Origin of the sequence: Lysobacter brunescens (assembly GCF_042677005.1) — a bacterium.
Classification (GTDB): Bacteria; Pseudomonadota; Gammaproteobacteria; order Xanthomonadales; family Xanthomonadaceae; genus Lysobacter_I; species Lysobacter_I brunescens.
The window spans coordinates 2,340,152-2,347,754 of record NZ_JBHTIF010000001.1; the positions used below are offsets into that span (position 1 = coordinate 2,340,152).

Genomic DNA, 7,603 nt, shown 5'->3' on the forward strand with positions numbered 1-7,603 from the left:
CTGCCGTGCGATTGGCCGGGAAATTGCTAACAAACCTTGACAGTCCAGCTTCAGACTGGGATATAGGTGGCTGAAAATGATGGCAAACCAGCTGCTACGACACCCGGTGTCGGACGCATGGGGAAACGCGATGACGCAAGACGAGAATTCCGCCGGAGGCCTGCAGGGTTTGCGGGTGATGGTGATCGACGACTCGAAGACCATCCGGCGCACCGCCGAGACCCTGCTCAAGCGCGAGGGGGCCGAAGTGGTGACCGCGACCGACGGTTTCGAGGCCCTGGCCAAGATCGCCGACCAGCGACCGCAGATCATCTTCGTCGACATCATGATGCCGCGCCTCGACGGCTATCAGACCTGCGCGCTGATCAAGAACAACCAGATCTTCAAGCACACGCCCGTCATCATGCTGTCGTCCAAGGACGGCCTGTTCGACAAGGCGCGTGGCCGCATCGTCGGCTCCGAGCAGTACCTCACCAAGCCATTCACCCGTGAAGAACTGCTCGACGCCATCCGCACGCACGTCAACGCCTGACCGGGGGGTAAGGCAACCATGGCTCGTATCCTGCTGATTGAAGATTCGCCGACCGACACCGCGGTGCTCACCCGCCTGCTGGAGAAGCACGGTCACCAGGTCCTGGCATCCACCAGCGCCGAGGACGGCATCGAAGTCTGCAAAAGGGAATTGCCGGACGTGGTGCTCATGGATGTGGTGCTGCCGGGGATGAACGGCTTCCAGGCGACACGCGCGATCACCCGCGAGTCGTCGACCAAGCACATCCCGGTGCTGATTGTCAGCACCAAGGGCATGGACACCGACCGCGCCTGGGGCATGCGCCAGGGCGCGCGCGACTACATCGTCAAGCCGCCGAACGAGGATGCCCTGATCGCGCGGATCGACCAACTCCTGGGGAACGGGACATGAGCGCAGAGGACCTGGACATCGACGGCCCGCCGTCCGATGACGCCATCGCCCCGCCGGCCATGCCGATGGTGGATGCGTTCGACACGCTCGCCGAATACGAGCGGCGCAGCCTGGCGCACGTCGCGGGCCTGCCCGAGCAGTTGCAGGCCGCCGGCCTGTGGCGCGGCATCGGCTACCGCATCGGCCGTCATCGCCTGGTCTCGAACTACGAGGCCGTGGCCGAAATCATCACCGTCCCGCAGATCACCCCGGTGCCCGGCGCGCAGCCGTGGATGCTCGGCGTCGCCAACGTGCGCAGCAACCTGCTGCCGGTGGTCGACCTCAAGCAGTTCCTCGAAGGCGCGCGCTCGGTCATCCACGAAGGCCACCAGAAGGTCATGGTGCTGCGCCAGCCGGGCGGCGACGTCGCCGTGACCATCGACGAACTCTACGGCCAGCGTTCCTTCATGGAGGAGCAGCTGGTCGACGCCGAAGGCGTGACCGAAGGTCGCTACTCCGGACTGATCGAACGCGCCTACCGGGTGGCGGAGGATGTCTGGGGCGTATTCAGCCTCGACCGTCTCGTCCGCACCCCCGAATTCCGTCATGCCGCCGTCTGACGGCACGCCCATTCACAGCATCAGTTAAAACAACGTAGATCGAGGCTAGAACCATGAGCACTCCGATGGACACCGCCGGCAAAGGCCGCGCCCAGAGCACTTCCCTGTGGTTGTGGGTCCTGGTCGTCTCGCTGCTCGTCTTCGCGGGCAACACCGGTTACGCGCTGTACAAGACGGCGCGGTTCGGCGGGGCCAACACCGCGGCCTCGAACCTGCAGGTGAATTCGCAGAAGCTGGCGAACCAGAGTCGAGAGGCGGTCAACGGCGACGCGGCGGCCTTCAAGGCGGTCCGCGCGACCAAGGCGCAGATCGAAGCCGACGTGAAGCTGCTCAACGACCGCTTCGGCAGCGCTATGGACGTGTCCGGTCCGATCGGCGCGGCGACCGCGACCTGGGTGCCGATGGGCAAGAGCGCCGACCAGATCCTTGCCTCGGAAAGCGCTGTCCTCGCGGTGGCCGGCAACGCGAAGAACTTCACCGATCGCGTGCCGCAGCTGCAGGCGCAGCTCGACGAAATGGGCCGCGCGATGTCGTCGACTGGTTCGGCGCCGTCGCAGGTGTTCATGGCGGAGCGCCAGTCGGTGCTCGCGGCGTCGATGGCCAAGAGCGTCGCGGAAATGCGCGCAGGCGGCACCGGCGCATCGGTGGCCGGCGAGCGACTCGTCCGCGACGCCGGCGTGTTCGCCCAGGTGCTCAACGGCCTGCGCGAAGGCGACCAGGCGATGGGCGTGCAGAAGCTCACCAACGCCACCGCGCTGGCGACCCTGAACCAGGCCACCACGCTGTGGGTCGAGATGAAGAAGGACCTCGACGCCATCGTCGAATCGTCAGACAAGCTGTTCCGCGCGCAGACTGCGGCGACCGACCTGACCACCGGTTCGAACCGCCTGCTCGACGACAGCGTGAAGCTCTTCAGTGCGTTCACCGCGTTCAGCTCGTCCGGTGAAGGCAGCAACATGTTCGGCATCGGCAGCCTGCCGATCAGCGTGCTCTCCGGCCTGCTGGCGGCGATCTCGATCCTCTTCCTGGTGGTCTCGCTGAACCGCGCGCAGCGCCGCCGGTACGAGAGCTCGATGGAACTGAACAATCGAAACCAGGAGGCGATCATGCGCCTGCTGGACGAAATGGGTTCGCTCGCGGAAGGCGACCTCACCGTGAAGGCGACCGTGACCGAGGACATGACCGGCGCGATCGCGGACTCGATCAACTTCGCGGTCGAACAGCTGCGCAGCCTGGTGCAGACGATCAACGACACCTCGGTGCAGGTCGCGTCGAGCGCCCAGGAAACGCAGGCGACCGCCATGCACCTGGCCGAGGCCGCGGAACACCAGGCCCAGCAGATCGATACCGCCACCAACCGCATCAACGAAATCGCGACCTCGATCAACCAGGTGTCGCGCAACTCCGCCGAATCGGCGGACGTGGCGCAGCGCTCCGTGGAAATCGCGACCAAGGGCGCCGGCGTCGTGCGCCAGACGATCGTGGGCATGGACTCGATCCGTGGCCAGATCCAGGAAACCTCGAAGCGAATCAAGCGACTGGGCGAAAGCTCCCAGGAAATCGGCTCGATCGTGGAACTCATCAACGACATTTCGGAACAGACGAACATCCTCGCGCTGAACGCGGCCATCCAGGCGGCCTCGGCGGGTGAAGCGGGCCGCGGCTTCGCGGTGGTGGCGGACGAAGTGCAGCGACTCGCGGAACGCACATCGAACGCGACCAAGCGAATCGAAGCGCTGGTGCAGACCATTCAGGCCGATACCAACGAAGCGGTCAGCTCGATGGAGCAGACGACCTCCGAAGTGGTCGCGGGTGCGCGACTGGCCGAGGACGCGGGTACCGCGCTGGGCGAGATCGAAACGGTGTCGAACACGCTCGCGGGCCTGATTCGCGGCATCTCCAGTGCGGCGCAGCAGCAGTCCGCGGCGGCGACCGACATCACCCAGACGATGACCACCATTCAGTCGATTACCGCGCAGACCTCGCAGGGTGCGAACCAGACCGCCGCGTCGATCGGAAACCTGGCGCAACTGGCGGCGGATCTGCGCCGTTCGGTCGCCGACTTCAAGCTGCCGGCCTGACGGCCCGACTCCAAAGGTGCGGAGCACTGGCGACATGATCCGAAACCCCTGCCACCTTGAAACCCGGCGCGTGCGTGCCGGTGGAGGCGCCCGATGAGCGCACTCCATCAGGCCATCGAACACAGCGTCCTGGGCTGGGTCAAACCGGAACTCGACGAGACCCTGCGTCAGGTCGGCGTCGAGATCGAAGGCTTCGCCGACGATCCGGCGGACACCGGCCGCATGCGCGTCTGCGCCGATCTGCTGCACCAGGTGCAAGGCACCCTGCGCATGGTCGAGCTGTACGCGCCGGCGATGGTCGCCGAGGAAATGGAACACCTGTCCAACGCCCTGCGCGAAGGCGGGGTCTCGGATCGCGATGCCGCCTGTTCCGCGCTGATGCGCGGCGCAGTGCTGCTGCCCGACTACCTGGAACGCCTGCAGAGCGGCCACAAGGAAATCTCGATCGTCCTGCTGCCGATGCTCAACGAGCTGCGCGCCGCGCGCGGCGAGTCGGGCCTCAGCGAAAGCGTGCTGTTCAATCCCGATCTCGATCGCGCCCTGCCGGAATCGCTGCCGCGCGCACCTGCGGCATCGCCCGCCAGTCGTGGCCAGGAGGCATCGCCCTTCCTGCTGCGCCTGCGCGACGCCATGCAGGGCTGGCCGGAGCAGGGCAGTCCCACGGACGCCCAGGGCCTGCAGTTCGCCGCCGACGCGCTGCTCGCGCGCACCGCCGACGAGCCGCAGCGCCGCATGTTCTGGGTGGCCGCGATGGTCGCCGAGGCGCTGCGCGACAACGCGATCGCCGCCACGCCCGGCCTGCGCCAGGCCTTCGCCAGCGTCGAACGCGAGGCGCGCGGGATCTTCGCGCCGTCCGGCTACGACGCGCCGCGCGCCGATGCCGCGCTGGAACCGACCCGGCAACTGCTGTTCCACGTCGCGAACAGCGATTCGGCGCATGCCTCTCTCGCCAAGCTGCGCGACGTCTTCGACCTCGAAGCGCTGAAGCCGACCGAATCCGAACTCGACCATGCCCGCGGCAGCGTCGCCGGCCGCAACCGTTCGCTCCTCGACACGGTCGCCGGCGCGGTGAAGGAAGACCTGCTGCGCGTGAAGGACGAGCTGGATCTGTACCTGCGTACCAGCCAGCGCGATCCGCTTGCCCTGCAGCCGCAGGCCGAAGCCCTGCAGCGGGTGTCCGATACCCTGGGCATGCTCGGCCTGGGGCTCGCGCGCAGCCTCGTGCAGCAGCAACGCGACGCCGTGCAGGAGATCGTCGACGGCAAGCGCAAGGCCGACGAGTCCGTGCTGCTTGAAGTCGCCGGAGCGCTGCTCTACGTCGATGCCTCGCTGGACGACCAGGTCGCGCGCCTGGCCAGCGGCGACGGCGCCGACACCGAGGAAGACCTCGCCAACGCCGAAGCCCGCAAGGTGCTGGACGTGCTGGTGCGCGAGGCGATCGCGAACTTCGCGGCGGCCCGCCAGGCCTTCGTCGCCTTCGTCGAAACCAGCTGGAGCCACGCCGAACTCGAACAGGTGCCCAAGCTCCTGAGCGATGTCTCGGGCGCGCTGAACATCCTCGAATTGCCGGTGCCGGCGCAGTACCTCGACGGCGTGCGCCTGTACACCGAGATCGAACTGCTCGATCGCCACCGCATCCCGAACAGCCGTCAGCTCGATACCTTCGCGGACGCGCTGGCCAGCGTCGAGTACTACCTCGAAGCGTTGCGCGAGCAGCGCTCGAACCGCGACGACATTCTCGACATCACGCGCAACAGCCTGGAAACGCTGGGTTACTGGCCGCTGCCTGCCGAGCGCTCGCGCGCCGAGGCCGTGCCGGCCGCCGCGCCGCCCGTGGCGGCGCCCGCCGAGGCACCGGTCCAGACGCGTGCGCCGGAGCCGGTCGCGCCCGAACCCGTCGCGAAGGATGTCGACATTCCGCTGACGGTCGAGCCGCCGATGGCCGCACCGCCGCCGGTTGCGCCTCCGCCGCGTCCCCTGCTCTGGGCGTCGCAGTTCGCACCGCCGCCGGCCGATTCGCGTCCTGCCGCCGAGCAGCCCGCCGAGCAGGCGGTCGAACCCGCTGCCGCAGAGGCACCGATGGCAGCGACTCCGGTCGAGTCCGAGTCGGTTGAATCCATTTCCCTCGAGTCGATCGCGCTCGAGTCCACCCCGCTCGAATCCGTCGAGCTGGAGGCCGTCGCTGAAGCGCCTGCGATGGATCCGTCCTACGCGGACAGCCTGGTTCTCGAAGCGATCTCTCTCGAAGCGATCTCCCTCGAAGCGGTCTCCCTCGAAGCCGCAGCGCCGGAGGCCCCGTCGGTCGAAGCCGCTCCGGTCGAAGAAACGCATGTCGAGGCGACCCCTGTCGAAGCCGCGCCGCCTGCGGCTGCTCCGGCGCCTGCCGCCGTCGAGGTGCCGATGGTCGCGGTCGCGCCGGTCTCTGCCGGTTTCGACACCACCAGCGACGACATCGACGACGAAATCCGCGAAATCTTCCTTGAAGAGTTCGAGGAAGAGATCGCCAACCTCGGCCAGCTGCTGCCGGCCTGGAAGGCCGATCCGAACAACGTCGAACGCCTGCAGCCGGTCCGCCGCGTCTTCCACACCCTCAAGGGCAGCGGTCGCCTCGTCGGCGCCAAGACCCTGGGCGAGTTCAGCTGGAAGATCGAAAACATGCTGAACAAGGTGCGCGATGGCCTGCGTCCGGCCACGCCACCGGTGATCGCGATGGTCGATCACGCCTGCAACACCCTGCCGCAGCTGCATGCTGCGCTGGCCGGCGACGGCCTGGTCAACGTCAACCTCGCTGCGATGGAGGCCATGGCCGATCGCATCGCCGGTGGCGAAGAAGTGATGCCGTCCGCCGCCGCGTTCGCGCTGGCCGCCGCGCCTGCGGCCGTCGCCGTCGACGCCATCGAGGCTGCGTCCGAAGCGGACATCCCGGTGGAAGCGCCGGCGGAAACGATCGCCGTCGATGCGATCGAAGCCGAAGCGGCCGACGACGGCATTCCGGTCAGCGTCGGCGCGGTCCTGTTCGAGATCCTGCAGGCCGAAGTCGGTGGCCATCTCGGCACGATCGAGCGTTGGCTGGAGCGCGCGCGCGTCATGCCGACCGCCGCCGACGAGCCGCTGGTCCGCGCGATCCACACCATGAACGGCGCCTTCGCGATGACCGAAGTGCCTGCGATCACCGATGCGCTGACGCCCGCCGAGGGCTATGTGCGTCGTCTGCTCGCGTCCGGCGGCCTGGCCGATCCGGAAGCCGTCGATGCGATCGGCGAGCTTGCCGGTCGCGTCCGCAGCACCATCGATGCGCTGTCCAGCGCCGGTGGCCGCGTGCCGCGCTGTGATGGCCTGGCCGCGCGTTTCGTCGCGCTGCGCGATGCCTTGCCGGAATCGCGTCCGGTGGCGCCGGTCGACGAGCCGCTGCCGTTCGACGCCGAGACCGCACCGACCGATGCCGGTATCGAACTGACCGAGCTGGATCTCAGTGCCTACGGTCATTTCGACGCCCCGACTGCCGCGCCGGAACTGCCGGCAGAAGCGTCGGCGGCCCCGTCGCCGTCCGTGTCGTTCCCGGACCTCACCCTCGACGCCTCGGCGGAAGCCGAACTCGCCCGCCTGCTCGGCGAGATGAGCAATCCGTCCAGCGCGGTACCCGTCGCGCCGCCAGCGCCCGAACCGGTGGCGACGACCAGCGATGTCGACGACACCGCTCGCCTGCTGGCGATGATGGAATCCTTCGAGGCCGAGCGTGCGGCGGCCGAGCAGGCCGAAGCGACGGGCGGCGACACCGAACGCCTCGAAGCCGAGCGCCTCGAAGCCGAGCGCCTCGAAGCCGAGCGCCTCGAAGCCGAACGCCTCGAAGCCGAACGCCTCGAAGCCGAGCGCCTCGAAGCCGAACGCCTCGAAGCCGAACGTCTCGAAGCCGAACGTCTCGAAGCCGAACGTCTCGAAGCCGAACGTCTCGAAGCCGAACGTCTCGAAGCCGAACGTCTCGAAGCCGAACGTCTCGAAGC

The 7,603-nt window shown here is 67.8% G+C and carries 5 protein-coding genes and 1 pseudogene; 5 read left to right on the forward strand and 1 reads right to left on the reverse strand.

The features are described from left to right. Window positions 1-130: 130 nt before the first annotated feature. The 5 genes and pseudogenes from pilG to ACFQ0E_RS10305 all read left to right on the forward strand — a co-directional run. Window positions 131-532 (forward strand): twitching motility response regulator PilG, encoded by a 402-nt coding sequence (gene pilG, locus ACFQ0E_RS10285; RefSeq protein WP_386823561.1) that lies wholly within the window; start codon window positions 131-133, stop codon window positions 530-532. Window positions 533-550: 18 nt separating this feature from the next. Further along, complete coding sequence (locus ACFQ0E_RS10290; RefSeq protein ID WP_137851564.1) at window positions 551-922, forward strand: response regulator; 372 nt, start codon at window positions 551-553, stop codon at window positions 920-922. 65 nt (window positions 923-987) lie between these two features. Further along, complete coding sequence (locus ACFQ0E_RS10295; protein WP_386824104.1) at window positions 988-1,521, forward strand: chemotaxis protein CheW; 534 nt, start codon at window positions 988-990, stop codon at window positions 1,519-1,521. Between the two features lie 53 nt (window positions 1,522-1,574). Continuing rightward, on the forward strand, window positions 1,575-3,602 hold the full coding sequence (locus ACFQ0E_RS10300) for a methyl-accepting chemotaxis protein (RefSeq protein ID WP_386823562.1): 2,028 nt from the start codon (window positions 1,575-1,577) through the stop codon (window positions 3,600-3,602). Between the two features lie 93 nt (window positions 3,603-3,695). Beyond that, window positions 3,696-6,449 (forward strand): annotated as a pseudogene (locus ACFQ0E_RS10305) (Hpt domain-containing protein); the annotation flags it as partial. 718 nt (window positions 6,450-7,167) lie between these two features. Here ACFQ0E_RS10305 and ACFQ0E_RS10310 read toward each other — a convergent pair. After that, window positions 7,168-7,603: pentapeptide repeat-containing protein (locus ACFQ0E_RS10310; protein ID WP_386824106.1), on the reverse strand; the 436-nt coding region annotated here is incomplete at its 5' end.

Excerpts from the sequence above, each read along its gene's own strand:
- ACFQ0E_RS10295 (WP_386824104.1), top strand. The coding sequence starts at position 988 with ATGGTGGATGCGTTCGACACGCTCGCCGAATACGAGCGGCGCAGCCTG.
- pilG (WP_386823561.1), top strand. The coding sequence starts at position 131 with ATGACGCAAGACGAGAATTCCGCCGGAGGCCTGCAGGGTTTGCGGGTG.
- ACFQ0E_RS10300 (WP_386823562.1), top strand. The coding sequence starts at position 1,575 with ATGAGCACTCCGATGGACACCGCCGGCAAAGGCCGCGCCCAGAGCACT.
- ACFQ0E_RS10290 (WP_137851564.1), top strand. The coding sequence starts at position 551 with ATGGCTCGTATCCTGCTGATTGAAGATTCGCCGACCGACACCGCGGTG.